This window comes from Streptomyces yamdrokensis (genome assembly GCF_053890455.1).
This window is the reverse complement of the sequence record NZ_CM132679.1, coordinates 2345022-2371549: the sequence shown is the minus strand read 5'-3', so window position 1 is coordinate 2371549 and position 26528 is coordinate 2345022. Positions and strand designations below refer to the sequence as shown.

Annotated in this window: 18 protein-coding genes, 3 tRNA genes and 2 pseudogenes; 11 read left to right on the top strand and 12 right to left on the bottom strand. The window is 73.3% G+C overall.

What is annotated here, in order from left to right:
* The first annotated feature begins 175 nt into the window (after positions 1-175).
* Positions 176-3544 carry an ATP-binding protein gene (locus tag ACWZEH_RS10050; protein ID WP_456197578.1) on the top strand — a complete coding sequence of 1123 codons (3369 nt, stop codon included), beginning with the start codon at positions 176-178 and terminating at the stop codon, positions 3542-3544.
* A gap of 216 nt (positions 3545-3760) precedes the next feature.
* Here the strand turns inward: ACWZEH_RS10050 and ACWZEH_RS10045 are convergent, their stop codons facing one another.
* Positions 3761-4663 carry an NAD(P)-dependent oxidoreductase gene (locus ACWZEH_RS10045; protein ID WP_456199522.1) on the bottom strand — a complete coding sequence of 301 codons (903 nt, stop codon included), beginning with the start codon at positions 4661-4663 and terminating at the stop codon, positions 3761-3763.
* 107 nt (positions 4664-4770) lie between these two features.
* Between ACWZEH_RS10045 and ACWZEH_RS10040 the strand changes: the two genes are divergently transcribed.
* On the top strand, positions 4771-5169 hold the full coding sequence (locus ACWZEH_RS10040) for a winged helix-turn-helix transcriptional regulator (RefSeq protein ID WP_456197576.1): 399 nt from the start codon (positions 4771-4773) through the stop codon (positions 5167-5169).
* On the opposite strand, the gene ACWZEH_RS10035 is transcribed toward ACWZEH_RS10040, so the two are convergent.
* The 6 genes and pseudogenes from ACWZEH_RS10035 to ACWZEH_RS10010 all read right to left on the bottom strand — a co-directional run bounded on the left by ACWZEH_RS10035 (position 5107) and on the right by ACWZEH_RS10010 (position 10503).
* Entirely contained in the window at positions 5107-5799 is a 693-nt protein-coding gene (locus ACWZEH_RS10035) for a class F sortase (protein ID WP_456197574.1), read from the bottom strand. The genes ACWZEH_RS10040 and ACWZEH_RS10035 overlap by 63 nt on opposite strands.
* Positions 5800-5912: 113 nt before the next feature.
* A complete protein-coding gene (locus ACWZEH_RS10030; protein ID WP_456197572.1) occupies positions 5913-6521 on the bottom strand; it encodes a hypothetical protein in 609 nt (202 codons plus the stop codon).
* 290 nt (positions 6522-6811) lie between these two features.
* Complete coding sequence (locus ACWZEH_RS10025) at positions 6812-8950, bottom strand: molybdopterin oxidoreductase family protein (protein ID WP_456197570.1); 2139 nt, start codon at positions 8948-8950, stop codon at positions 6812-6814.
* A 125-nt stretch (positions 8951-9075) separates the two neighbouring features.
* Positions 9076-9478, bottom strand: a pseudogene (locus ACWZEH_RS10020) (DNA-binding protein); the annotation flags it as partial.
* Positions 9475-9727, bottom strand: a pseudogene (locus ACWZEH_RS10015) (hypothetical protein). The pseudogenes ACWZEH_RS10020 and ACWZEH_RS10015, both read right to left, overlap by 4 nt.
* A gap of 26 nt (positions 9728-9753) precedes the next feature.
* A complete protein-coding gene (locus ACWZEH_RS10010; RefSeq protein ID WP_456197568.1) occupies positions 9754-10503 on the bottom strand; it encodes a SanA/YdcF family protein in 750 nt (249 codons plus the stop codon).
* Between the two features lie 224 nt (positions 10504-10727).
* On the opposite strand from ACWZEH_RS10010, the gene ACWZEH_RS10005 reads away from it, so the two are divergent.
* The 6 genes from ACWZEH_RS10005 (at position 10728) to ACWZEH_RS09980 (ending at position 19035) form a co-directional block, all read left to right on the top strand.
* On the top strand, positions 10728-11567 hold the full coding sequence (locus tag ACWZEH_RS10005; protein ID WP_456197566.1) for a sirohydrochlorin chelatase: 840 nt from the start codon (positions 10728-10730) through the stop codon (positions 11565-11567).
* Positions 11568-11741: 174 nt separating this feature from the next.
* The gene (locus ACWZEH_RS10000) at positions 11742-13094 is read left to right on the top strand and encodes a deoxyguanosinetriphosphate triphosphohydrolase (RefSeq protein ID WP_456197564.1); all 1353 of its coding nucleotides are present in this window, start codon (positions 11742-11744) and stop codon (positions 13092-13094) included.
* A gap of 173 nt (positions 13095-13267) precedes the next feature.
* The gene (locus tag ACWZEH_RS09995; RefSeq protein ID WP_456197563.1) at positions 13268-14533 is read left to right on the top strand and encodes an NAD(P)/FAD-dependent oxidoreductase; all 1266 of its coding nucleotides are present in this window, start codon (positions 13268-13270) and stop codon (positions 14531-14533) included.
* A gap of 199 nt (positions 14534-14732) precedes the next feature.
* Positions 14733-16667, top strand: coding sequence for a DNA primase (dnaG, locus tag ACWZEH_RS09990; RefSeq protein WP_456197561.1), 1935 nt, complete (start codon positions 14733-14735; stop codon positions 16665-16667).
* 210 nt (positions 16668-16877) lie between these two features.
* On the top strand, positions 16878-18131 hold the full coding sequence (locus tag ACWZEH_RS09985) for an RNA polymerase sigma factor (RefSeq protein ID WP_456199521.1): 1254 nt from the start codon (positions 16878-16880) through the stop codon (positions 18129-18131).
* A gap of 181 nt (positions 18132-18312) precedes the next feature.
* Entirely contained in the window at positions 18313-19035 is a 723-nt protein-coding gene (locus tag ACWZEH_RS09980; RefSeq protein WP_456197559.1) for a hypothetical protein, read from the top strand.
* A gap of 51 nt (positions 19036-19086) precedes the next feature.
* On the opposite strand, the gene ACWZEH_RS09975 is transcribed toward ACWZEH_RS09980, so the two are convergent.
* The 4 genes from ACWZEH_RS09975 to ACWZEH_RS09960 all read right to left on the bottom strand — a co-directional run bounded on the left by ACWZEH_RS09975 (position 19087) and on the right by ACWZEH_RS09960 (position 24728).
* Entirely contained in the window at positions 19087-21015 is a 1929-nt protein-coding gene (locus ACWZEH_RS09975) for an ABC transporter ATP-binding protein (protein ID WP_456197557.1), read from the bottom strand.
* On the bottom strand, positions 21015-22748 hold the full coding sequence (locus ACWZEH_RS09970; RefSeq protein WP_456197555.1) for an ABC transporter ATP-binding protein: 1734 nt from the start codon (positions 22746-22748) through the stop codon (positions 21015-21017). The genes ACWZEH_RS09975 and ACWZEH_RS09970 overlap by 1 nt, the downstream gene beginning before the upstream one ends.
* A gap of 134 nt (positions 22749-22882) precedes the next feature.
* Positions 22883-24337 (bottom strand): xylulokinase, encoded by a 1455-nt coding sequence (locus ACWZEH_RS09965; RefSeq protein ID WP_456197553.1) that lies wholly within the window; start codon positions 24335-24337, stop codon positions 22883-22885.
* An 85-nt stretch (positions 24338-24422) separates the two neighbouring features.
* Positions 24423-24728 (bottom strand): YtxH domain-containing protein, encoded by a 306-nt coding sequence (locus tag ACWZEH_RS09960; protein WP_456199519.1) that lies wholly within the window; start codon positions 24726-24728, stop codon positions 24423-24425.
* A gap of 181 nt (positions 24729-24909) precedes the next feature.
* Between ACWZEH_RS09960 and ACWZEH_RS09955 the strand changes: the two genes are divergently transcribed.
* From ACWZEH_RS09955 to ACWZEH_RS09945, 3 genes are all read left to right on the top strand, one after another.
* Positions 24910-24982, top strand: a tRNA-Asn gene (locus ACWZEH_RS09955).
* A gap of 5 nt (positions 24983-24987) precedes the next feature.
* Positions 24988-25060, top strand: a tRNA-Asn gene (locus ACWZEH_RS09950).
* Positions 25061-25262: 202 nt separating this feature from the next.
* Positions 25263-25336: transfer RNA gene (locus ACWZEH_RS09945), tRNA-Ile, on the top strand.
* A 77-nt stretch (positions 25337-25413) separates the two neighbouring features.
* On the opposite strand, the gene ACWZEH_RS09940 is transcribed toward ACWZEH_RS09945, so the two are convergent.
* Positions 25414-26331: a recombinase family protein gene (locus ACWZEH_RS09940; RefSeq protein ID WP_456197551.1), complete on the bottom strand. Its 918-nt coding sequence runs from the start codon at positions 26329-26331 to the stop codon at positions 25414-25416.
* Between the last annotated feature and the right edge of the window lie 197 nt (positions 26332-26528).

The window sequence follows — 26528 nt, the reverse complement described above, 5'->3', positions numbered from 1 at the left end:
CCGCTCCCTCCAGGGGGTGCCCGTTCCTCGCCGGTGCCGCGGTGCCACCCGCGTGGACGACTCTGTGCCCGGGCGCTTCGGGGAACCTTCGGGAAACCTTCGGAACGGCTGACGGACGGGCCGGTGGTGCCCAGAGGCCCGGGGGCCGGTCCCCCGGACATGTACGGTGGCGCCCATGCGGTTTGGGGTACTCGGGCCACTGGTGGTGTGGGACGGCGAGGGACGGGAAGTCAGAGTCCCCGAAGCCAAGGTCCGGGCCCTGCTGGCGGACCTGCTCGCGAACGACGGGGGGCCGGTCTCCGCCGACCGTCTCATCCACGACCTGTGGGGCGACACTCCTCCGGGCAAGCCCGCGGGCGCCCTCCAGGCCAAGATCTCCCAGCTGCGCCGGGTCATCGGCCGGGACCGGGTGGTGCGCCAGCCCCCCGGCTACCGGCTGCGGCTCGACGGCGACGAGGTGGACGCCGCACGCTTTCGCGCCCTGGTGACCGAGGCACGCCCCGTCCAGGACCCCCGCGCCCGGGCCGCGCTGCTCACCGAGGCCCTGGAGCTGTGGCGGGGGCCGGCGTACGCGGACTTCGCGGACGGTCCTTTCGTACGGGGGGCCGCCCAGCGGCTCACGGAACAGCGGCTGTCCGTACTGGAGGAGCAGGCACAGGCACGCCTCGAGGCGGGGGACCACGCGCTCCTCGTCGGGGAACTGACCGGCCTCGTGGCGCTCCACCCGCTGCGGGAACGCCTGCGTGCCGTCCAGATGAAGGCCCTGTACGCGGCGGGGCGCCAGAGCGAGGCACTCGCGTCGTACGACGACCTGCGCACCCGGCTCGTGGGAGAGCTGGGGGTCGATCCGAGCCCCGAACTGACCGCCCTGCACGGGGCGGTGCTGCGACAGGAGCCGGGGCTGAGCGCGGGGGCGTACGGGGCTTCGGCAGGCGGGTCCGGGGCGGCGGTGGCGGACCTCGCACCCGCGGCGGAGACGGCGAGCACCGCAGCGGCCACCGCCCCGGCCCCGCACACGAACCTCCCCGTCCCCCTCACCCCCCTCGTCGGCCGCTGTCAGGCACTGGCCGACCTCTCGCAACTCCTCGCGGAAAAACGGCTGGTGACCCTCACCGGTCCCGGCGGCGTAGGCAAGACCCGGCTGGCCGTGGCGGCGGCCACCGCCGAGCGGGACGGCGCTCAGGCAGGTGAACCGGCCGACGGAACATGGCTCGTCGAGTTCTCCGGCATCCGCGCCGGCACCCCCGCCGACCTGGCCCAGGTCGTCGCCGCCACCCTCGGCATCCGGGACGACGCCCCCCGCTCACTGCCGGGCACCGGCCCTCCCACGCCCTCCCTGCCGCACCGCCTCGCCGCAGCCCTGCGCGACCGCCGCACCCTGCTGGTCCTGGACAACTGCGAGCACGTCGTCGACGCCGCCGCCGAACTCACCGAACTGCTCCTGCGCACCGCCCCAGGGCTGCGGGTCCTGGCCACCGGGCAGGAGCCGCTCGGCCTGGCGGGCGAGGCGATGTTCCTCGTCGAGCCCCTGCCGCCCGCCGACGCGGTCCGGATGTTCATGGAGCGTGCCGCCGCCGCGACCCCCGGCTTCCCGCGCGACCCACAGGCGCCGGACGAGCCCGAGCGCCGGGCCGTGGCCGAGATCTGCCGCCGGCTCGACGGCATCCCACTCGCGTTGGAGCTCGCCGCCACCCGGGTACGGGCCCTGGGAGTGAGGGAGCTGGCGGCCCGGCTCAACGACCGCTTCCGGGTGCTGACTTTCGGGCAGCGCGGCGCACCGGCCCGGCAGCAGACGCTGCGGGCGGTGATCGACTGGAGTTGGGAGCTGCTCAGCGCGCCCGAGCGCATCGTCCTGCGCCGCCTCGCCGCCCACAGCGACGGCTGCGACCTGGCCGCCGCCGAAGCGGTCTGCGCGGGTGACGGCGTCGCCCGGGAAGAGGTGCTCGACCTCGTCACCCGGTTGGTCGACCGGTCCCTGGTGGTCGTGGTGGACGGGCCCACCGGGCCCCGCTACCGGCTCCTGGAGTCCGTCGCCGCGTACGCGACCGAGCGGCTCCACGACATGGAGGACCTCACCGCCGTACGGGACCGTCATCTGCGCCACTACCGGGCCCTGGCCGAACATGCCGAGCCGCAGTTGCGCGGCGCCGGGCAGCGGCCCTGGCTGGCCCGGCTGGACGCCGAGGCCGGGAACCTGCGTACGGCGCTCGACGAGGCGGTGCGCCGTGCGGGCGCGGGAGAGCCGGACGAGGCGGTCCGGCTGGCCACCGCCCTGGCCTGGTGGTGGCTGCTGCGCGGCCGTCTCACCGAGGCCCGCAGCAGCCTGGGAGCGGTGCTGGCCGTGACGTCCGCTTCCTTCGACCCTGCCGATCCCGGCCCCGCCGCCCCCGCCGCCCCCGCCGAACTCGCCCTCCTCCACGCCGCCTTCGCACTGCTCACCGGGGATCACACCGCAGCCGCCACCCCGGAGGGCGGCCGCACCACGACAGCGGACAGCCGCGGCCTCATCGCGACCGGTGACGCCGTTGCCGACCCCGTGCGCCGGGCCCGTGCCCTGTGGCTCTGTGCGTACGGCCTGTTCAGCGCGGGTGACGATGCCGAGGGCAGCGAGCTGAACACCCGCGCCCTCACCCTGTTCACCGCCGCGGAGGACCAGTGGGGCACCGCCGCCGCGCTCGGCCTGCGCGCGACGCTCGCGCTGGTCCGCGGCGACCTCGTCGGGCTCGGCCGTGACGGGCTGCGCAGCTCCCTGATCTTCTGTGAACTGGGCGACCGCTGGGGTGAGTTGCAGACCGTGTCTCCGCTCGCCGCACTCGCCGAGATCAAGGGTGCGTACGAGGACGCGGAGCGTCGCCAGTACGAAGGCCTGCGGATGGCCCGGGAGCTGGGTCTGGAGGCGGAGGTGTCCGCGCGGCTCTCCGGGCTCGGTCGGCTCGCGCTGCTCGCCCGCGACTGGGACCGTGCCCGCGGCCTGCACGAACAGGCGCGCCGGATCGCCGCCGAACAGGGTTACAAGTACGGCGAGATCCACTCCGAGATGGGCCTCGCCCTCGGCGCACGCCGCTCCGGCGACCTCGACGGAGCCGAGGCGCACCTGCTGCACATCCGCGACGGCTACGCCGATGTCTCCTCCCAGGCGGGCGACCACCTGCTCCTGGCCGAGCTCGGCTTCGTCGCCGAGCTGCGCGGCGACGCGCGCGGGGCGGCGGCCCACCACCTGGAGGGCCTGGAGATCGCCCGCGCCCTCGCGGAGCCCCGTGCCCTGGCCCTCTCCCTGGAGGGCCTCGCCGGTGCGGCCGCGCTGCCCGGTCACGGCCCCGCCGCCACCCGCGCGGCCGTCCTCCTGGGCGCGGCGGCGGCCGCCCGTCGCCGGGCCGGAGCCCCGCTGCCGCCCGCCGAACGCGCCGACGTCGACCGCGTCACCGCGTCGGCGCGGGCCGCGCTGGGCGAGGACGCGTTCACAAAGGCGTATGACCGTGGCACCCGGCTGACCGCCGAGGAGGCGGTCCGCCACGCCCGTACGGCACTCGACCCGGGACACTGACCGGGCGGCGCCCTCCTGGACGTCGAGCGCGTCGGGCGGGGGCCGCACGCCCGCGCACTCACCGCCCGCGCATCGTGCCAGGGGGAGCGTCCGCGCCGGTGGGCCGGCGGACCATGACGTGGGTCATCGCCCGGTGGGCGCGGGAGGCGGAGAAGACCGGGCGGTGCCCGCGGTCGCGGTCCGCCCACGCCGACGGATGTCCCCCCACCCTCGCGGTCAGTCCGCACGGGCCGCCGGCGCCAGCAGGTCGATCATCCCCGTCCCGTCCTCGTGGCCGTGTCCCTCGGCGACGTGGCGGGCCATCAGGTCCATGTACGGCGTCAGCAGCTCCGCGCTGACGCCCTGCTCCCCGGCCGTGCGCAGCAGGGTCGCGTTGCCCACGGCCTGCATCGCGAGCTCGGACACCACGTCCGAGGTGTAGTCCCCGCTGCGCAGTCGCCCGGCGGTCTCGTGCACGGCCGGCGTCATCGCGGTGAGCCAGGAGGCGAGCAGGGGCGCGAAGTCCCCGGGATCGATGTCCTCCCGGCGGATCAGCGCGAAGGCGTGGGTGACGCCGGCGAACAGCCCGCTCATCGCACTCAGCAACGCCACGTCGTGCAGCGCGGCGAACCCGGGGTCCTCACCCACGTACCGGGTGCCGGCCGGGACGGTGAGCGTGTCCCGGTGCTCCTCGAACAGGGGGCGCGAGCCGCTGTAGAAGACGTACGCCCCGGACTCCGGGGCCCCGATCATCGGCGGTACCGCCATGATCCCGGCGTCCAGGAAACGGGCGCCGCGTGCCGTGGCCCAGGCTGCGCGGGCACGGCCCTGGGCCGGCGTTCCGGTGGTGAGGTTCACCAGGTCCCGCCCGGTGAGGACGGTGTCCCCGAGCGCCTCGCCGACGGAGTCGTCGTCGAGCAGGCAGGCGACCACCAGACGGTTCGCGGCCACCGCCTCGGCGGCGGTCGAGGCGACCACGGCGCCCTCGGCGGCGAGGGCCGCGGTGCGGGCGGCGGTGCGGTTCCAGACGGTCACCGGATGACCGGCGGCGAGCCAGGCGCGGCCGAGGGCGGTGCCCATGGCGCCGGCGCCGAGGAGGGTCAGGGAAGCAGGAACGGGGGAGGGGGTGTTGTGGGTCATGGAGACCAGGCTCGCCGCGGGGAAGGAGCTGCTCAAGTACGCACTTCGAAGTGGGTGCTCACCCCGGGGAAAGGGCGCAGGCAGCGGAAGCGGACGAGGTGACGGGCATGGGGACGGTACGGCGGCCGGGGGCGTATCTGTGCGGGATCGACGCGGCGATGGACGTGATCGGCGGCAAGTGGAAGGTGCTGGTCCTCTGGGCGCTGCACGAACGGCCGTACCGCTTCGGCGCCCTGCGCCGGGAGCTGCCCGGGATCACCGAGAAGGTGCTCGCCTCGCATCTGCGGGAGCTGGAGTCCGACGGCATCGTGCACCGCGAGGAGTACGACGAGACCCCGCCGCGGGTCGAGTACTCCCTGACGCCCAGGGGCACGGCGCTCAACGAGGCGCTGGAACCGCTGGGCGCGTGGGGGAGGGCGAACGTGCTGGGGCCGCTCGAAGGGTCAGCGGCTGCCGGTGAGGTGGGCGTAGACGACGACGTTGCCCCGGTAGCCGGTGGTGCGTGAGTAGCCTCCGCCGCAGGTGATGATCCGCAGCTCCGGGCGGTTCGCCGCGCCGTACACCTTCCCGTCGGGGAAGTCCCGGGCGTCGTACACCTCGACGGCGTGCACGGTGAACACGGCGGTGGTGCCGTCGCGCCGGTCCACCTCGACGGTGCCGCCCTTGCGCAGGGCGCCCAGGGAGTAGAAGACGGCGGGACCCTCGGCGTTGTCGACATGGCCCGCGACGACCGCGGTGCCGCTCTCACCGGGCGTGGTACCGGCCTCGTACCAGCCGGCCAGGCCCGGCCGCTCGGGCGGCGGCACCTCGAGGCTGCCGGTGCCGGTCAGGCCGAGGCCCGTCAGGGGCGCGTCCACGCCGATCGCGGGGATGCGGATCCGGTCGGGCGGGGAGGGCGGCAGCGCGGCGGACGCCGGGACCTGCCCGGCACCGTGCCCCGAGCCCGTGGAGTGGGCCTGGGTGGCCGACGGCTGCGGCGGGGCGCCCGTGCCGGTTCCGGCGTGCAGCAGCCACAGGCCGCAGCACAGGGCGAGCGTGCTCACCGACGCTATGACCGTGTTGCCCGGTGCCCCGGCCACCCGCCCGGACCTGCGGCGTGTGCGGCGTGTGCGGTGTATGTGACGTATGCGGTGCATCTCTCACCGACCTCTCCCGTGTCGGCCCCGTGCCCCTCCGGGCCGCGAGGGGCGTCGGGCCCGGAGGGGGAGGGACATGCGGTACCGGCGGACGGGCGGCGGAGGGGCGCCCGTCAGATCCTCTCGCCTCTCGCCCGGCGATGCAGGAGCCAGGTACCGCCCGCGGCGGCGACGGCGAGAGCCGTCACGCCGGCCGCGGTCTGCGCGGGACCGGGGCCCAGAGCGCCGCCGACCCCCGTCCTCACACTGCCCCGGGGATACACCTGCTGCGCCGCGGGCGTCAGCCTGACCACCAGGTCACCGGTCACCCGCTGCCCGCCCGCCTCGCACGTCGCGACGATCTCGTACGTCCCCGGCTGCGCGCCCGGTGGCACCCGGAACCGTCCGGTCGAGTCCCGTCCGGCCGTGTCGGGACCGTCGTCGCGCGGTGCCAGCGTGAAACGGCCGGCGCCCACGGCGGTGGCATCGCCCGTGACCGTGTCACCGTCGCCGCACGCCGCGGTGTCCACCGTCACCTGTGTGCCCGCCACGACCACGGACGGGCGCAGTTCCAGGCTCCCGGCCGGTTTTCCGGCCGGCCTGCCGTTGCCGTGGGGAGGTCCCGCGGGGGCGGCGGACTCCTCGGCGTACGCGGCGGGCACCACGAGCAGCCCCGCGGCGGCCATGGCGACGGCGAGCGCGGGTCCGGTCAAGTCGGTCAGCCGCCGGGCGGTACCTCGCATCGATGCTCCCTCGGGCTCACGGAGGGGCCGCGCCCGCGGCACCCCCTTGTGCCGCCGTCGGTCGCGTCCCCGCTAGTCCGAGGTAAAGGCCGGCGGGCGCGGCCCGCTCCCTGAGAGAACGTCAAAAATGAGGTGAATGGGTGTCAGACAGTCTCCGCCGGAGCCCTGCCCGCACCCGTTTCGGCAGGTCACCGCAGTGCCGGGGGCCCGGCCGGGGGAAAGAACCCGAAGGGTGTGCCACACGGCGGTGAACGGGTGAGGCAGCGGCGTACGAGCGGAGCGGCCGGGACTCAGGACCGCACCGTCTCCACTTCCACCCGTACCGCGCACACCTTGAACTCCGGCATCCGCGACGTCGGGTCCAGGGCGGGGTTGGTGAGGGTGTTCGCGCGGCCCTCGCCCGCCCAGTGGAACGGCATGAACACGGTGTCGGGGCGGATCGCGGTGGTGATCCGGGCCGGCGCCACCGCCCGGCCCCGCCGGGACACCACGGCCAGCGGGTCGCCCTCGGCCGCGCCGAGCCGCTCCGCGAGCCGCGGGTGCAACTGCACGAACGGGCCGGGCGCGGCCGCGTTCAGCTCGTCGACGCGCCGGGTCTGCGCGCCGGACTGGTACTGCGCCACGACCCGGCCGGTGGTCAGCAGCACGGGGTACTCGTCGTCGGGCTCCTCGGCGTTCGCGCGGTGCGCGACGGGCACGAACCGGGCCCGCCCGTCCTCGGTGGCGAACCGGTCGAGGAACAGCCGGGGAGTGCCGGGGTGCACGGCACCGTCCGCCGGCGCAGGTTCCTCCACCGGCGCGGGGCCGGGGGCCGGGCACGGCCAGAACACGCCGTTGTCCTCCGCGAGCCGCCGGTAACTGATCCCGGAGTAGTCGGCGGGCCCGCCCGCGCTCGCGCGGCGCAGCTCCTCGAAGACCTCCTCGGGATCGGTCGGGAACCTCTTCTGCGGACTCGGCCCGGTGCCGAGCCGGGCGGCCAGCCCGTGCAGCACCTCGAGGTCGCTGCGCACGCCGTCCGGCGCGGACAGCGCGCGCCGCCGCAGCAGGACCCTGCCCTCCAGGCTGGTCGTCGTGCCCGTCTCCTCCGCCCACTGCGTCACCGGCAGGACGACGTCGGCGAGCGCGGCCGTCTCCGACAGCACGACGTCGCACACCGCGAGGAAGTCCAGCGACCGGATGCGCTCCTCGACGTGCGCGGCGCGGGGCGCCGACACCACCGGGTTGGAGCCCATCAGCAGCAGCGAGCGGATGTCCCCGCCCAGCGCGTCCAGCAGCTCGTACGCGCTGCGCCCCGGGCCGGGCAGCGAGTCGGGGTCCACACCCCAGACGCCGGCGACATGTGCGCGCGCCGCGGGGTCGGTCAGCTTGCGGTAGCCGGGCAGCTGGTCGGCCTTCTGGCCGTGTTCGCGCCCGCCCTGCCCGTTGCCCTGCCCGGTCAGGCAGCCGTACCCGGACAGCGGGCGGCCCGCCCGGCCGGTCGCCAGGCACAGGTTGATCCAGGCGCCCACGGTGTCGGTGCCCTTGGCCTGCTGTTCGGGCCCGCGGGCGGTGAGCACCATCGCCGCCTCTGGCTCGCAGAACAGCCGTACGGTCTCGCGCAGCCGGGGCACCGGCACGCCGGTGATCCGCTCCACGTACTCCGGCCAGTGCGCCATCGCCGCGGCCCGGGTCTCCTCCCAGCCGGTGGTGCGTTCTTGGATGTACGCCTCGTCGCTGCGGCCCTCGGCGACGACCAGGTGCAGCAGACCCAGCGCCAGCGCGAGGTCGGTGCCGGGGCGGGGCGCCAGATGCAGATCGGCCAGCTCGGCGGTCTTCGTACGGCGCGGGTCGACGACGATCAGCGTGCCGCCGTTCTCCTTCAGTTCGGCGAAGTAGCGCAGCGCCGGCGGCATGGTCTCCGCCGGGTTCGAGCCGACGAGGATCACGCAGCCGGTCCTCGGGACGTCCTCCAGCGGGAACGGCAGCCCCCGGTCCAGCCCGAACGCCTTGATGCCGGCGGCCGCCGCGGACGACATGCAGAAGCGGCCGTTGTAGTCGATCTGGGAGGTGCCCAGCACCACCCGCGCGAACTTCCCCAGCGAGTACGCCTTCTCGTTCGTCAGCCCGCCGCCGCCGAACACCCCGACCGCGTCCGCCCCGTGCTCACCGCGCGTACGGCCCAGCCCCTCGGCGATCCGGTCCAGCGCCTCGTCCCAGCCGGCGGGCACCAGCTCGCCACTCTCCCGTGACCGCACCAACGGCGAGGTCAGCCGCACGGCGGAGGACAGCACCGCCGGCGCCGTACGCCCCTTGCCGCACAGCGCGCCCCGGTTCACCGGGAAGTCCGCGCGCTCGCTCACCTCGACGGTCCCGTCCGGCGCGGGCGTCAGATTCATCCCGCACTGCAGGGCGCAGTACGGGCAGTGCGTGGACGTCACGGTGTTCTGCATACCGCCCAGCGTGCGCCGCACGTGTTACACACCGCACCGGCCCCTGTTACACGCCCGGTACGGCGACCTCCCCGGGGGCGGGGGAGCGCGGTGAGGGCACGGCCGTGCGGGGCTTCCTCCGCTCGGACGCCCACGAGGCGGACACGGCCGCCGCACAGGCGGGACATGTCGTCGAGGTCGGCCGTTGCACAGTACGGCCACCGGCCCGGGTCGGCGCAGCGCCATCTCCGCGACGGTCGCGTCGATCGCGTACTTGTGGCCGTGCAGGTCTGCCGCCTCGAGCAGTTCCGCGGCTCTGTGCGCTGCCGCCCCGGTCACCGGCTCCACCTTCACGCGGGACAGCACCCACCGAACCCGGGGCAGGTTCACGCGCGCGTGACCGACCTCCACGATGGTGTCGGCCCCGACGACGACATCGGCCCCCAGGGCATGGAACTCGTGGAGCATCGCGAGGATCCTGCGGTCCTGCGCGATCCAGGCGGAGAGCCTTTGGGAGTCCGGCACGACAGTCCTGGACCGGCCTTTCACGCCGCCGTCGCCGACCCGTCGGCGTCACGCGTCGTCCCGAAGATCCGGGACCGTGCCCCGGCCGGCTCCTCCTCGGTGAAGGCTCCTGTTCTTCCTGGTAACGCGTCAGGCCGGCGCCGGGCAACTGGTGCCGCAGCTGACGAGCCACTGCTTCGGCGACGTAGCCAAAGACGTTGTCGGTGAGCTTTCCCAGCTCGGCGACCTGCTCGGCCGGGAGGGGGCGACCTTGATGCGTGCGGTGTCCGCCATGGTGCGGGCCCACTGCGGTATGCGCGTTACGGCCGCCGTGCGGCCGACGGGGCACGGACGTCGTCGAGCGCCTGCTCCACCCCCGCCTCCCTCGGCCCGAGGAAGTGCGGGTCCGGGCGGAAGGCCGCGTCCGCCGCCGCCTTGCCCGCGGCGAGGATCTCCCGGGCGCCCCCGTAGTACCAGGTGACGTCGTGCCGGTCGTCGACGCCGACGCCGTACGAGGAGACGCCGGCCGCCCGGCACAGGGTGACCGCGCGCCGGATGTGGAAGCCCTGGCTGATCAGTACGGCCCGGTCCACGCCGAAGATCTTCTTCGCGCGCACGCACGAGTCCCAGGTGTCGAAGCCCGCGTAGTCGCTGACGATCCGCGCGCCGGGCACGCCGTGCCGGGTCAGATAGGCGCGCATCGCGTCCGGTTCGTCGTACTCCTCACGGCTGTTGTCGCCGGTGACCAGGACCACCTCGATCCGGCCCGCCCGGTACAGCTCGGCCGCCGCGTCCAGCCGGTGCGCGAGGTACGGCGACGGCTCCCCGTCCCACAGGCCCGCGCCGAAGACCACGGCGACGTCGGTGCGGGGCACGTCGGCGATGGTGTGCAGCCGGCCCTCCGCCGCCAGACGCATCCACGTCGCGGGCAGCAGCGCCAGTACGCACGCCACCATTCCCGCCCGCACCAGCCGCCGCCGGCCGGCCCGGGTGCGCGGCAGGCGGGGCGGGCGCGGTCGGCGGAGCCATCGGGCAGCGCCCGCCCTCACACGGCGCAACGGATGAAGCATGAAACGGACGCCCTCCCCGGTCGGTCCTCGCCGTCGAAGACGCCCTCGCGCGCCCCACGGTTCAGCCGTTTCCTGTGATCAGCGGCACGGTACGGGGGTACCCGGGGGTGAAGCCGCAGCTCGAACGGGCTCACACCGGGCGGGGGCCGTGCCGTGAACCGCCGGAAAACACCCGTCACGCCCGTGCAACGGGCAGGCAACGTCCCCCGGCGACGATCGGAGACATGACGGTGCACCTCACGACCCCGACCCCGATCCCGACCCCGCTCAGCAGCCGGCCGCCCGGGCACGGGGCGGCCGGCGGGAGCGGCCGGCGCCGCCCGCTCCCGCCGCCGCCCCCGGCCCTCGTCGTGGTGGCCCACGGCAGCCGTGATCCGCGCGCGCTGAGCACCGTACGGGCGCTCCTGGACCGCGTACGCGCGCTCCGCCCCGGTCTGCCGGTGCACCTCGGACACATCGAGCTGAACGAGCCGCTCCTTCCCGACACCCTCGCCGGTCTGCACGCGCGGGGGACCGGCTCCGCCGTACTGGTGCCGCTGCTGTTCGGCCGCGGCTACCACGTCAAGCGGGACATCCCCGAGATGGCCGCCGCCTCGCCGCTGCCCACGCGCGTGGCCGCCCCGCTCGGCTCGCACCCGCTGCTCGTCGACGCGCTGCACGCCCGCCTGACGGAGGCCGGCTGGCGGGCCCCGGCCGACGGGGCGACCCGCCGGGCGAGCGCGGTCGTGCTGGCTGCCGCCGGGTCCCGCGACCCCGAGTCGCGGGCCGACACCGCCCGCACCGCCGACCTGCTGGCCCGGCGCCTCGGCGTCCCCGTCGTCCCCGCCTACGCCTCCACGGCCGCCCCCACCGTCTCCGAGGCCCTGCGTGCCCTCGAGGCCGAGGGCCGCCACCGGGTGGCCGTCGCCTCCTGCTTCACCGCCCCCGGCCGCTTCGCCACGGAGTGCGCGGCGGCCTCCCCCTGGGTCACCGCGGCCCCCCTCGGCACCCATCCCGCCATGGCCCACCTCCTCCTCCACCGCTACACCCGGGCCCGCACGGCGCCCGCCCTGACCGCCGCGTGACACGGAGGTCCACGACGGCGCCCGTTCAGGGCGCGGCGGGGGGCCCGGTCCGGGACCAGGACAGCCCCGTGGCCGCCGGCCGCCCGTCCGGCCCCGCCCGGTGACCCGCGCGGCCCGGTGCGGCAGCCCTCCGCGCGTCCCTCGACTGTCACCGCGTACACGTAGTGTCGAGACATGGCAGGCACCAGCACCCCCGCCCCCACCGGCCCCCCGGCTCAGGCGCAGGCACACCCGCGGCAGCACCCCGCCCCGTCCCCCGGCTACGACCCGGGCTCGGCCGCCCGCTGGGCCGCCGAGCCCGACAAGCGTCCCGGGCGTACGGCCTTCCAGCGCGACCGCGCGCGCGTGCTGCACTCCTCGGCCCTGCGCCGCCTGGCCGGCAAGACGCAGGTCGTCACCCCCGGAGCGGCCAGCCCGGTCTGGGACGCCAGCCCTCGCACCCGCCTCACCCACTCCCTCGAATGCGCCCAGGTGGGCCGGGAGCTCGGCGCCGCCCTCGGCTGCGATGCGGACCTCGTGGAGGCCGCCTGCCTCTCCCACGACCTGGGCCACCCGGCCTTCGGCCACAACGGCGAACAGGCGCTGAACGAGTTCGCCGAGGACTGCGGCGGCTTCGAGGGCAACGCCCAGTCGCTGCGCCTGCTCACCCGCATCGAACCCAAGCGGTTCGTCCCGGACCCGGAGAGCGGAGACGCCGTCAGCGTCGGCCTCAACCTCACCCGCGCCACCCTCGACGCCGCCACCAAGTACCCCTGGGCGCGAGGCGCCCACCCCACCGACCCGGCCTCCCCGAAGTTCGGTGTCTACGGGGACGACCGCCCCGTCTTCGACTGGGTCCGCGAGGGCGCCCCCGAGGGCCGTGTCTGTTTCGAGGCCCAGGTCATGGACTGGGCCGACGACGTCGCCTACTCGGTGCACGACGTGGAGGACGGCCTGCACGCCGGCCACATCGACCCCAACTGCCTGCACGCCGAGCCCGAACGGCAGGAGATCTTCGCCGTCGCCGTCGGCCGGTACGTCGGCGCGGACACCGACCCGGCGGAACTCGCCGAGGCGCTCGACCGCCTCCTCGCCCAGGAGTGGTGGCCGCACGGCTACGACGGCACAGCGGTCGCCCAGGCCCGCCTCAAGGACGCCACCAGCCAGCTCATCGGCCGCTTCTGCCTCGCCGCCGAGGGCGCCACCCGGGAGGAATTCGGCAGTGGCCGTCTCACCCGCTACGGAGCCGAACTGGTCGTACCCAGGGGCACCCGTATGGAGTGCGCCGTCCTCAAGGCGGTCGCCGACCGGTACGTCATGCAGCGCGCCGAGCAGGAGCAGCTCCGCGCCGACCAGCAGATCGTCGTCCTGGAACTGGCCGAGGCGCTCACCGCCCGTGCCCCCGAAGGCCTGGACCCGCAGTTCCGCACCCTGTTCGCACAGGCTCCGGACGACCGCGCCCGCAAGCGGGTGATCGTCGACCAGATCGCTTCCCTCACCGACGCCTCGGCCCGCTCGCTTCACGCCCGCCTCACCGGGCAGGCGTGAGGCAGGCGTGAGGCCGGCACGAAGGAGTACGGCACCGGGGGGACCCGCGGGGCCCCGGAGACGGGCGCCTGCCCGAAGGTGACCCTCCGTGGCCTGATCGGGTCACTCCCCCTTCCGGCATCACCCTGTGTGCGGGACGCTCGCACATGGCGGCACTCAAGAGGAGGCATCACGTGGTCGACGCGGATCAGACATTCGTCATCGTCGGAGGCGGCCTGGCGGGCGCGAAGGCGGCCGAGACGCTGCGGGCGGAGGGATTCACCGGCCGGGTCCTGCTGATCTGCGACGAACGGGACCACCCGTACGAGCGGCCGCCGCTGTCCAAGGGCTTCCTGCTCGGCAAGGAGGAGCGCGACGGCGTCTTCGTGCACGAGCCCGCCTGGTACGCGCGCCACGACATCGAGCTGCACCTCGGCCAGACCGTCGACGCCGTCGACCGCGTCGCGAAGACCGTCCGCTTCGGCGAGGACGGCACCACCGTCCACTACGACAAACTGCTGCTGGCCAACGGCTCCGAGCCCCGCCGCCTGGACATCCCGGGCACGGACCTCGTCGGCGTCCACCACCTGCGCCGCCTCGCGCACGCCGAGCGACTCAAGGGCGTCCTGGCCTCCCTCGGCCGGGACAACGGCCACCTGGTGATCGCCGGCGCCGGCTGGATCGGCCTGGAGGTCGCCGCGGCGGCCCGCGAGTACGGCGCGGAGGTCACCGTCGTGCACCGCGGGCCCACCCCGCTGCACTCCGTCCTCGGCCCCGAGCTCGGCCAGCTCTTCGCCGACCTGCACAGCGAGCACGGCGTCCGCTTCCACTTCGGCGCCACCCTCACCGGGATCACCGGCCAGGACGGTGTCGTCCTCGCCGCCCGCACCGACGACGGCGAGGAACACCCGGCGCACGCGGTCCTCGCGGCGATCGGCGCCGCCCCGCGCACCGGCCTCGCCCGGGCGGCGGGCCTGGACCTCGCCGACCCCGTGGACGGCGGCGGCATCCGGGTCGACGAGCGGCTGCGCACCTCCGACCCCGACATCCACGCCGCCGGTGACGTCGCCTCCTTCCCGCACGCCCTCTTCGGCACCCGGCTGCGCGTCGAGCACTGGGCCAACGCCCTCAACGGCGGCCCGGCCGCGGCCCGCGCGATGCTCGGCCAAGAGGTCGCCCACGACCGGGTCCCGTACTTCTTCAGCGACCAGTACGACCTGGGCATGGAGTACTCCGGCTGGGCCCCGCCGGGCTCCTACGACCAGGTCGTGATCCGGGGCGACGCGGGCAAGCGGGAGTTCGTCGCCTTCTGGGTGAGGGAGGGCAGGGTGCTGGCCGGCATGAACGTCAACGTGTGGGACGTCACCGCCCCGATCCAGCGCCTGATCACCTCCCGGACCCAGGTGGACACGGACTCCCTGGCGAACCCGCGCGTCCCACTGGAAAGCCTCGCCCCCTGACGGCCTGCGGAGGCCGAGTGCCCCGACGGCCGGCCGGAACGCCCGTGCTCCTGTGGGCCGGCGGGGACTTCGGCACTCCCGTCGGCCGGCCGGGACGCACGCGCCCCACGGGCATCCGCACTCCGCCGGCGGGGAACCGGGCACCGGTGGGCCGGGTGCCCCGGGACCGGCCGCCGGCGGACCGCCGTAGACTTCACGCGTGGCTGGACGGATCAACGACGAGGACGTGAAGGCGGTACGGGACGCGGTCCCGATCGACGCCGTGGTGTCCGAGTACCTCCAGCTCAAGGGCGCGGGCGGCGGCAACCTCAAGGGTCTGTGCCCGTTCCACGACGAGAAGTCGCCCTCCTTCCAGGTGAGTCCGAGCAAGGGGTTCTTCCACTGCTTCGGCTGCCAGGAGGGCGGCGACACCATCACGTTCGTGATGAAGATCGACCACCTCTCCTTCTCCGAGGCGGTCGAGCGCCTCGCCGCCCAGGCCGGCATCACCCTGCGCTACGAGGAGGGCGGGTACAACCCCGCCCACCAGCGCGGCGAGCGCATCCGCCTGGTCGAGGCCCACCAGATCGCCGCCGAGTGGTACACGGAGCAGCTCGCGACCTCCGCCGAGGCGGACGCCGGCCGCACCTTCCTCGCCGAGCGCGGCTTCGACCAGGGCGCCGCCCAGCACTTCTCCGTCGGCTACAGCCCCCAGGGCTGGGACCACCTCACCCGCTTCCTGCGCGGCAAGGGCTTCACCGACAAGGAGCTGATCCTCTCCGGCCTCTCCCAGGACGGCCGCCGCGGTCCCATCGACCGCTTCCGCGGCCGCCTGATGTGGCCCATCCGCGACATCGGCGGCGACGTCGTCGGCTTCGGCGCCCGCAAGCTGTACGAGTCGGACAACGGACCGAAGTACCTCAACACCCCCGACACGGCGATCTACAAGAAGTCCCACGTCCTCTACGGCATCGACCTGGCGAAGAAGGACATCGCGAAGTCGTCCCGCGCGGTCGTCGTCGAGGGGTACACCGACGTCATGGCCTGCCACCTGGCCGGGGTCACCACCGCCATCGCGACCTGTGGCACCGCGTTCGGCACCGACCACATCAAGATCCTGCGCCGGCTGCTGATGGACAACGGATCGGCCCGGGTGATCTTCACCTTCGACGGTGACTCGGCCGGTCAGAAGGCGGCCCTGCGCGCCTTCGAGGACGACCAGAAGTTCGCCGCCGAGACCTACATCGCCGTCGCGCCCGACGGCATGGACCCCTGCGACCTGCGCCTCGCCAAGGGCGACGAAGCGGTCGCCGACCTCGCCGAACCGCGCACCCCGCTCTTCGAGTTCGCGCTGCGCCACATCGTGGGCCGCTACGACCTGGACACCCCGGCCGGCCGCGCCGCCGCCCTCGACGAGGCCGCCCCCGTCGTCGCCCGCATCAAGAACAGCGGCGCCCAGCACGAGGTCGCCGTCCAGCTCGCGGGCATGCTCGGCATCCTCGACACCCAGTTCGTGGTCAAGCGGGTGGCGCAGCTCGCCCGCTGGGCCCGCGACCGCGGCGGCAAGGGTCCCGCCCCCGACCGGCAGCAGCGCGGCGACCGCGGCGGCGGTGGCCCGCAGCAGTACGGCTCCGCCCCGGCCTTCCCGCGCGGCCCCGCGCTCAACCTGCGCAACCCCGTCTTCGCCACCGAACGCGAACTGCTCAAGCTCGCCCTCCAGCGCCCCGAACTGGTCTCCCCGGCCTTCGACGCGTACGGCCTCGACGAGTTCACCGCCCCGGTGTACGCGGCGGTGCGCCAGGCCGTCCTGGACGCGGGCGGCGCCGAGTCCGGCGTCCCCGACCCGCAGGGCTATCTGGTCCGCGTCCGCGAGGCCGCCCCCGACGACGCCGTCCGCGCCATGGTCACCGAACTCGCCGTCGAGGCGATCATGCTGCACCGGGGCGTCAAGGAGGTCGACGGGACGTACGCGGGCGCCCAGCTGGTCACCGTCCGCCGCCGCGCCGTCGAGCGCCGCATCCGTGAGATCACGGGCCGGCTGACCCGCGTCGCCTCCCAGGGCGACCCGGCCGAACTGGCCTCCGTGCAGAACGAACTGTGGGTTCTCCAGCAGTACGACCAGGCCCTGCGCGAACACGGCGCGGCGGCGCTGTAGGCAGCCCGTAACCGCCGGGTCACCGCGCGGAAGCAAAAAGTCGACGCACGCCCCTCGTGGGGAGGATGTGTCGTACCCCACACTGGGGTGCGGTGCCCGAGTCCTCGGAGCGCGGCCGACCCGTTCCGGCGGGTCCCAGACCCCCCTGGCCCCGCTCATCGCGTACGGGACGGACAGCGGCGAGGTCGCCGACTCCGTCCCGAAGTACCGCTGCCGCCCTCCTCGGCAGCGATCATCCTGGAGGTCGCCCCGGTGCAGACCCAGATCCAGACCCTCGCCCAGTCCGCCGCGCGTACGGCCGGTGCGCGGCCCGACGCGGACGTCCTGGTGGCAGTGCCCGCGCAGAGCCGGGCCGCACATCACCCCGAGACGGAGGGCGAACCCCCGTCCGAGGCTCTTGAACCGGGGAATCCGGCGGCGGCCGCGGACCCTGCGGACCCCGTAGACCTCGTGGACCCCGTGGACCCCGTGGAGGCGGTGGACCCCGTGGACCCCGTGGAGGCGGTGGACGCGGTGGAGGCGGTCCCGCCGCCGGTGCGTGCCGAATCCGGCAGCCCCTCGTCGGACCTGTTCCGCCAGTACCTGCGGGAGATCGGCCGCATCCCGCTGCTCACCGCGGCCGAGGAGGTCGAGCTCGCCTGCCGTGTCGAGGCCGGACTGTTCGCCGAGGAGAAGCTGCGGCTCGCCTCCGACCTGGACAGCGGACTCGCCCTCGACCTGGACCGGCTCGTCGTCATGGGCCGGATGGCCAAGCGGCGGCTGATCGAGGCCAACCTGCGGCTCGTCGTCTCCGTCGCCAAACGGTACGTGGGCCGCGGGCTGACCATGCTGGACCTGGTGCAGGAGGGCAACCTCGGCCTGATCCGGGCCGTGGAGAAGTTCGACTACGCGCGCGGCTACAAGTTCTCCACCTACGCCACCTGGTGGATCCGCCAGGCCATGTCCCGCGCGCTCGCCGACCAGGCCCGCACCATCCGTGTCCCCGTGCACGTGGTCGAACTCATCAACCGCGTCGTCCGCGTCCAGCGCCGCATGCTCCAGGAACGCGGCTGTGAGCCGACCGCGGAGGAGGTCGCCGCCCACCTCGGCCTGACCCCCGAGCGGGTCGGCGAGGTGCTGCGGCTCGCCCGGGAACCCGTCTCCCTGCACGCCCCGGTGGGCGAGGAGGACGACGTCGCCCTCGGCGACCTCATCGAGGACGGCGACGCCGCGAGCCCCGTCGAGTCGGCCGCGTTCCTGCTGCTGAGGGAGCACCTGGAGGCGGTCCTGTCGACGCTGGGGGAGCGTGAGCGCAAGGTCGTCCAGCTCCGCTACGGCCTGGTCGACGGACGGCCCCGCACCCTGGAGGAGATAGGCCGCATCTTCGGCGTCACCCGCGAGCGCATACGCCAGATCGAGTCCAAGACCCTCGGCAAACTCCGCGACCACACCTTCGCCGACCAGCTGCGGGGTTACCTGGAGTGAGGTCGCGGCCATGGCGGCGACCGTCCGCTCGTGGCCCGGGTCCACGCGCACCACGGACCACGGGCGTAGAGGGAGTACGCATTTTCACCGACGCCGAACCCGCCGCATTCTGCCATCGTCCTTCCCATGTGACCTTGGTACCGATGTGCCGGGGACAGGTCTTCGAGGAGTGGGAATGCGCGTGAACGGATTACGGCGGGTTCCGGCGGTCGTGGCGGTGCTGGCGACGGCTGCGCTGCTGGCCGGCTGCGGAGGCGGCGACGAGGGGTCCGCGGACGGCGGGGCCGGTGCCGCGGCCGAGGGCTCGGGGAAGGGGACACAGAAGAAGGCGGGCGGCCCGCTGGACGCGGCCGGTCTGGAGAGCGCGGCGGTCGCGGAAGCGGACCTGCCCGACTACACCTTCACCGTCTTCAAACAGGGCACCGTCCTCGGCAGCAAGGGCGAACCGGCCGACCCGGCGGTCTGCCAGCCCATGGAGGACATCCGGCTGCGCTCCCCCGAACCGGAGCCGGCCGCCGCGGCGGCCCGCTCCGTCCACCCGAAGACGGACACGAAGGCCACCACGATCGAGCTGTACGCCTACGACAAGGCCGCCGACGCCGGGGAGCTCCTCACCCGCGTCCGCGAGGCGACGAGATCCTGTACCGGGTACAAGGACGAACTGGGCCTGCGGCCGACCGTCACCGCCCTCCCCGACCCCGACCCCGGTCCGGGCGACGAGGCGGTCGCCTACAAGCGGGAGTCGTCGGGCACGGCGTTCTGGTACCAGGTGGTGCGCAGCGGCTCCCACGTCGCCGTCTTCGGCTGGCAGGGCCTGGCCGCGCACAAGAGCGCGGGCGTCGTACCGGACGAGGTGATCACCGTCCAGCTGAGGAAGCTGACGGAGACGGCCGGGACGGGCTGAGCCCGGCGGCGGTCACGATGCCGTGACCGCCGCCGGCCGGGCACGGGCCCGTCAGTCCACCTCCACCGCCGCCTGCGCGAACTGCGCCCGGTACAACCGGGCGTAGGCTCCGCCGGCCGCCAGCAGCTTCTCGTGGGCGCCCTGTTCGACGATCGAGCCGTTCTCCATGACGAGGATCGTGTCCGCGTCCCGGACCGTGGAGAGCCGGTGCGCGATGACGAACGACGTCCGTCCGTGCGCCAGTTCGGCCATCCCCTTCTGGATCAGCACCTCGGTCCGGGTGTCCACGGAACTCGTCGCCTCGTCCAGCACCAGGATCACCGGATCGGACAGGAACGCCCGCGCGATGGTGATCAGCTGCTTCTCACCGGCACTGACCCCGCTGCCCTCGTCGTCGATCACCGTGTCGTACCCGTTTGGCAGTGTGCGGACGAACCGGTCGGCGTGGGCAGCCCGCGCCGCCTCCTCGATCTCCTCGTGGGTGACCTTCCGCGAGGCGCCGTACGCGATGTTCTCCGCGATGGTGCCGCCGAACAGCCAGGTGTCCTGGAGCACCATGCCGACCCCGGCCCGCAGCTCGTCCCGGGACATGCGCGCTATGTCGACGCCGTCGAGCGTGATGCGCCCGCCGGACACCTCGTAGAACCGCATCAGCAGGTTCACCAGCGTCGTCTTGCCCGCGCCGGTCGGGCCGACGATCGCGACCGTCTGCCCCGGCTCCACCGTGAGCGAGAGGTCCTCGATCAGCGGTTTCCCCGGCTCGTACCGGAACGAGACGTGCTCCAGCGCCACCCGCCCGCGCAGCTCGGCGGGCTTCTCGGCCGGCGAGAGGTCGGCCCCCTGCTCCTCGGCGTCGAGCAGTTCGAAGACCCGCTCCGCCGACGCGACACCCGACTGCACCAGGTTCGCCATCGAGGCGACCTGCGTCAGCGGCATCGAGAACTGCCGCGAGTACTGGATGAACGCCTGCACGTCGCCGATGGACAGCGCGCCCGACGCGACCCGCAGTCCGCCGACGACCGCCACCAGCACGTAGTTGAGGTTCGACACGAAGAACATCAGCGGCTGCATGATGCCGCTGTTGAACTGCGCCTTGAAACCGGCCTCGTACAGCGCCTCGTTCTCCTCGGCGAACCGCTTCGCCGACTCCTCCTGGCGCCCGAACACCTTCACCAGGGTGTGCCCGGTGTACATCTCCTCGATGTGCGCGTTGAGCTCGCCCGTCGTACGCCACTGCTGCACGAAGTGCGGCTGCGACCGCTTGGCCACGCGGGTGGCGACCACGAACGACAGCGGCACGGTCACCAGCGCGACCAGCGCGAGGATCCACGACACGTAGAACATCATCGCCAGCACCCCGATGACGGTCAGCAGCGAGTTGATCAGCTGGCCCATCGTCTGCTGGAGCGTCTGCCCGAGGTTGTCGATGTCGTTGGTCGCCCGGCTCAGCACCTCACCGCGCTGCCGCCTGTCGAAGTACGACAGCGGCAGCCGCGACAGCTTCGTCTGCACGTCCTCGCGCATCCGGTACATGGTGCGGTTCACGGCGCCGTTGACCAGCCGCGTCGCCACCGCCATCAGCAGACCGGCGACCACGAACACCGCGAGCGCGACCAGCAGGACGTTGCCCACGGCCGTGAAGTCGATGCCCTCGCCCGGCGTGAAGTCGGTGCCGCGGAGCATGTCCGCGACACCGCCCTCGCCGCGCTCCCGCATCGACTCCAGCACCTGCTCCTTGGTGGCCCCGGCCGGCATGTCCCGTCCGACGATGCCCGCGAAGACCAGGTCGGTCGCCCGGCCGAGGATCTTCGGCCCGATCACGCTGAGCCCCACGCTCAGCACCACGCAGGCCAGCAGCCCGTAGATGGTCAGGCGTTCCGGCCCGAACCGCTTGACGAGCCGTTTGCCCGACTCCTTGAAATGCAGCGACTGGTGGTCGGGGCCCGTTCCGGCTCCGGCCCGCGCCATGGCCCCGGCCATCAGGCGGCCTCCGCTTCCGTCAGCTGGGAGAGCACGATCTCCCGGTAGGTCTCGTTGTCCGCCATCAGTTCGTGATGCCGGCCGGTGCCGGCGACCCGGCCCTCGTCCAGGACCACGATCCGGTCGGCGTCCCGGATGGTCGCCACCCGCTGGGCGACGATCACCACCGTCGCCTCGGCGGTCTCCTCGGCCAGCGCCGCCCGCAGCGCCGCGTCGGTCGCGTAGTCGAGCGCGGAGAAGGAGTCGTCGAAGAGATAGATCTCGGGCCGCTGCACCAGCGTCCGCGCGATCGCGAGCCGCTGGCGCTGGCCGCCGGAGACGTTCGTCCCGCCCTGAGCGATCGGCGCGTCGAGCCCGCCCTCCAGCCGCTCCACGAACTCCCTGGCCTGCGCCACCTCCAGCGCGTGCCACAACTCGGCGTCCGTGGCGTCCGGATGGCCGTACCGCAGATTCGTCGCCACCGTCCCCGCGAACAGGTACGGCCTCTGCGGCACCATCCCGACCGTCCTCGCGAGCAGCGCCGGATCGAGGTCCGCGACGGGTACGCCGTCCACCAGGACCTCGCCGTCGGTCGCGTCGAACAGCCGGGGGACCAGTCCGAGCAGCGTCGACTTGCCGCTGCCGGTCGAGCCGATGACGGCGGTGACCTCGCCCGGCCGGGCCACCAGGTCCACCGACTTCAGCACCGGCTCCTCGGCACCCGGGAAGCGGAAGCCGCCGCCCCGGATCTCCAGATGGCCGTGCCGGGGCAGCTCGGTGACGGGCGCGGCGGGCGGTACGACGCTGGAGGAGGTGTCCAGCACCTCCTGGACGCGCTCGGCGCACACCTCGGCCCGCGGCACCATCATGAACATGAAGGTGGCCATCATCACGGCCATGACGATCTGCATCAGATAGGCGAGGAACGCGGTCAGGTCACCGATCTGCATGCCCCCGCTGTCGATCCGGTGCGCGCCGAACCACACCACCGCGATCGACGACAGGTTCACCACCGTCATCACCACGGGGAACATCAGCGCCAGCAGATTGCCGGTGCCGAGCGACACCTCGGTCAGGTCGGCGTTGGCCTTCTTGAACCGCCGCTGCTCGTACGCGTCCCGGACGAACGCCCGGATCACCCGGTTGCCGGTGATCTGCTCGCGCAGCACCCGGTTCACCGTGTCGAGCCGCTCCTGCATGGTCCGGAACAGCGGGCGCAGCCGCCGCACGATCAGCGTCACCGAGACGCCCAGCACCGGCACCACCGCGACCAGCACCCCGGACAGCAAGACGTCCAGACCGAGCGCCATCACGATGCCGCCCAGACACATGATCGGCGCGGACACCATCAGTGTGAACGTCATCAGGGCCAGCATCTGGATCTGCTGGACGTCGTTCGTCGTACGGGTGATCAGCGAGGGTGCGCCGAAGTGGCCGACCTCCCGCGCGGAGAACGACTGCACCTGGTCGAAGACGGCCCCGCGCACGTCCCGCCCCAGCGCCGCCGCGGTCCGGGCGCCGTAGTACACGGCAGCGACGTTGCACACGACCTGCGCCAGCGAGACGCCGATCATCAGGGCACCGTAGGACAGGATGTAGCCGGTGTCCCCCTTGACGACACCGTCGTCGATGATGTCGGCGTTGAGGGTGGGCAGGTAGAGCGTGGCGCAGGTCTGCAGGAACTGCAGCAGCACCAGAAGGACGATGGGTCTTTTGTACGGCCGCAGATGAGTCCGCAGTAGTCGTATCAGCACGCTGAGTCTCTCGGGTGGTCGGCAGGGGCCAGTGGTTGCCCCTGGCCCCTATCGTCGGACACTCCACCCGTGTTACCCCAACCGATTAAATCCGGTTCCGCGCGCCGTCGGTGACGTCCCCACAGCCCGTCCGGTCACATCCGGAACGCCCCCGGGTGGGTCTGCTCGCGCACCGACACGAACTGCTGGCGCACCGCCTGCCCCACCGCCAGGTCGTCGCCCGGTTCCAGCACCTGCGCCGCCGCGCCCTGCCAGACGGGCGGTGTCCGCGGGTCGAGGGTGCCCTGGGACGCCCCGAGCGCCCACGCCGCCTGCCGGGCCGCGCCGATCGCCGCGTAGTCCGCGGGCTGCGGCACCATCACCTGCGCCCCGAACAGCGAGGGGGCCGCCGCCTGGACGGCGGGCAGCTCCGCGGCCTGTCCCAGCAGGAACACCCGCCGGACCTCCACGCCCCGGCCGCGCATCACGTCCAGCGCGTCCGCGAGCCCGCACAGCATGCCCTCGAACGCGGCCCGGGCCAGGTGCTCCGGCTTCATGGACTCGCGCCGCATCCCCGAGAGGGTCCCGGCGGTGTGCGGCAGGTTCGGCGTCCGCTCACCCTCCAGGTAGGGGAGCAGCACCAGCCCGTGCGAGCCAGGCGTCGACTTCATCGCCAGGTCGGACAGGCTCTCCAGATCGGGCAGCCCGAGCAGTTCCGCGGTCCCGCGCAGGGTCCGTACCGCGTTCAGCGTGGTGACGACGGGCAGGTGCATCCCGGTGGCGTCCGCCAGCGCGGTGATCATGCCGTTCGGGTCGTAGAGCGCCTCGGGGTGGACGGCCATGACCGAGCCGGACGCGCCCAGCGACACCACCGCGTCGCCCAGACCGATCCCGAGCCCGAACGCCGCCGCCATCGTCTCCCCGGTGCCGGCCGAGATCAGCAGCCCCTCCGGGGTGGCCCCGGCCGCCTCGGCGGGGCCGATCACCTCCGGCAGCATGGTCTGGTGTCCGAGCGCCAGCTCCACCAGGTCGGTCCGGTAGTTCCCGGTCGCCGCCGCCCAGTAGCCGGTGCCGGACGCGCCGCCCCGGTCGGTGGTCCGGCGCACCGGACGGCCCAGGAGCTGCCACACCAGCCAGTCGTGCGCCTGGAGCAGCACGGCGGTGTGCGCCGCGTTCTCGGGCTCCGTACGGGCCAGCCAGCGCAGTTTCGTCACCGGGTGCGCGGCCTGCGGCACGCTGCCCACCGCCTGCGCCCACGCCTCACGGCCGCCGAGCGCGTCGACCAGATCGGCCGCGGCCACCTGGGTCCGCTTGTCGGCACCGACCATGGCGGGCCGCACGGTGTTGCCGTGGGAGTCCAGCGGCACCAGGGCGTTCGCCTGCGCGGACACCCCGATGGCCTGGACGCCCTCGAGCAGTCCGCCGCCCGCCGCCTCGCCCAGCGAGTACAGCCAGTTCTGCGGATCGACGTCGGACGGGCGGCCCGTGCCCTGGGGGTTGTCCACCGGATGCGGCGCATACCCCTGTTTGAGCACGGTCCCGCTGTCCGCGTCACAGACGACGATGCGAGTGAAATCGGGCGCACTGTCCAACCCGGCGACTATCCCCATGGCCAAAATTCTGCCGTACCCGGCGGCGTCACGACGCCGGGCCGGTCCGCCGCGGGCTTCCCGCCGGGTGTCACCGGGACCCCGGTCAGGTGTTGCTCGTGCCCCAGTCGTCCTCGCCGGCGCCCTGCGCGCTGCGCTCGCGCAGGGTGCGCACCCGCTGCGAGACCGACTCGGGCATCCGGTCGCCCACCTTGTCACTCACCACGTGGTACGCCCGGCCCGCGATCTCCCGGCCCTGCTGGGCCGCGGTCTCCGCGGTGTTGCGCACGGCGGGGTTCTGCGCGAACTGCTGCGCTGACTTCTTCAACTGCTCGTAGCGCTCGCGTCCGGCCCTCGTGCCCAGCACGTAACCCAGGACGACTCCGGCGACGAACGTGAGCCGGTAACGCATGGTGGCCACCCTTCCCTTGTGTAGGACTGCGTGCAGGTCTGCACGGCTCCGCGGTGCGGCGACAGCGCCGGGGAGTACCGATTGGCGAAGCACCCCCCTGCTTGCGCTAATGTATGTGTCGCAGCGAACGCGCGCCCTCTGGCGAATACCCAGGTAGGTGCGTTCGATGCAGACGAGGCATTCCTCCGTAGCTCAATTGGCAGAGCAGCCGGCTGTTAACCGGCAGGTTACTGGTTCGAGTCCAGTCGGGGGAGCTCGGTCCTCCGTAGCTCAATTGGCAGAGCAGCCGGCTGTTAACCGGCAGGTTACTGGTTCGAGTCCAGTCGGGGGAGCATGCTGAACGAGGACCCCGTGGGGGTCCTTTTTCATGCCCGGTTCGCGTCCTGGTCCACCGCCCGGAGCAGCCGTGCGGGCCCCGGGGCGGTCCTCGGGGTCGCGAGGGGGGCCGTGCCTAGTCGATCATCGAGGCAGGAGATCGTATGAGCGGCTATGCTGCGGCAGACGGCACGCACACTTGTGCGCGACACGCCGCTTGGGGCGGTAGCTCAGCCGGTTAGAGCAGCGGACTCATAATCCGTCGGCCGTGGGTTCGAGTCCCACCCGCCCCACCGAGCGCAGATCAGAAGTACGTTCCTACGGCCTCGGGGAACATCGGTACAGCGGTTGGCGCTGAGAACGATCATGGTCAGGGCGTGAGGGCGCTGACCCGGTTCTCGTACTCGCGGCGGGCCTTGCGCTGGGCCGGAACAGCCGGGACGCCGTCGCCCCCGTCGAGTGGCCGGCAGCGGTCGAGGAACTGACGGTGCACGGCGGGGACGGCGCTGACGCGCAGGGTGTAGCCCTGGCCTCGCCGTACGGTCACCCCTTGGTCGAGCGCGGCCCGCTCGGCGGGCTCCAGCTCGGCCGAGCGGAGGAAGTCGGCGACCTTGCCCGGCATGTCGAGGGTGACCGGCAGTTCCGGGGCGGGGATGTCCTCCTCAATGGCGGTGTGGTCAGGCATGAGGTCGGCGACAGCCGTGCGGATCGCACCGCGGCTGACAGTGTGGTCGCGGGCGAGGGCCGCGATGGAGCGGCCTTCCAAGTAGGCGGTGCGTACGGCTTCGGTCTCCCCGGCCGGGACGGCGGGGCGGCGCCCGCCCTTGCTGCCCTTGGCCTCGGCGGCGCGCAGTCCGTCGTAGGTCAGCTCGCGTTGGAGGTCGCGCTGGAGTTCGCCGGCGGCGGCGAGGGTCTGCACCATGAACTTCACGGTGGACAGCAGCTCTCCGGTGCGCGGGTGGCGGGCGGTGAGGTCCATCGCGGAGAACGCGCCGTCGTGGATGCACAGGGCGAGGCGGTCGCGGTGGAGGACGTCGAGCACGTCGAGGATGTGGCCGGTGCCGCGTACGAGGCGGAACATCTCGGAGATGTGCACGGTGTCGCCCGGCCGCCCGTACGCCAGCAGCTCGCTGAACTTCGGGCGCTGGAGGGGGTGGAGGCGGCTGGAGGTGCCCGGGTCCTCCTCGAAGACGACCGGGTCCTCGATCCCGGCCTCGTCCAGGACGAGGTTCTGTCTGGCGGTCGACTGTTGGTCGGTCGAGACCCGCTTGTAGACCAGGTTCGCCACTGAGGGCCCCTTCCGGACGGAGGATCGGACCCTATCTGTCGTCAAACCCTGTCAGCAATCACCATCGGATCTGATTGGATTCGCGCCGCCGTGAACCCCCGGATTGCACGGGTTCATTGGACCCGTCGCCCTCCTGTCGGCAAACGATGGCGGGCTCAAGCGGTCAGCGCATCGCCTCTCAGGTCTCATTCGAGGCT